The sequence below is a fragment of the Tianweitania sp. genome (assembly GCF_032053605.1).
Lineage (GTDB): Bacteria > Pseudomonadota > Alphaproteobacteria > Rhizobiales > Rhizobiaceae > Tianweitania.
The window spans coordinates 6,340-6,584 of sequence record NZ_DAMBUH010000147.1 but is presented as its reverse complement, the minus strand read 5'-3'; the positions used below and the strand labels follow the sequence as shown (position 1 = coordinate 6,584).

Below are 245 nucleotides of genomic sequence, written 5' to 3'. Positions count from 1 at the left end.
AAGATCGATACTCATTGGTAAGCAGTTGTTACCAGTGACGTCACGATCTGGCAAATTGTTGCGCCGCCTGGCCCGGTCTACCTCCTGTGCTCACCGAACAGGAGACCACCATGAACAGTTCAAACCTTGCGGACAAAACCATCCTCATCACCGGCGCATCTAGCGGCATCGGTGCCGGCATTGCGCGGGAACTCGCGGCAGCAGGTGCAACGCTCGTTCTTGGCGCACGCCGCACCGATCGGCTT

1 protein-coding gene is annotated in these 245 nt (G+C 58.4%); it reads left to right on the top strand.

Annotated elements, in window-relative coordinates:
* Nucleotides 1–110 precede the first annotated feature (110 nt).
* On the top strand, nt 111–245 hold a 135-nt coding region (locus RTX98_RS19365; protein WP_312798479.1), incomplete at its 3' end, for an SDR family NAD(P)-dependent oxidoreductase.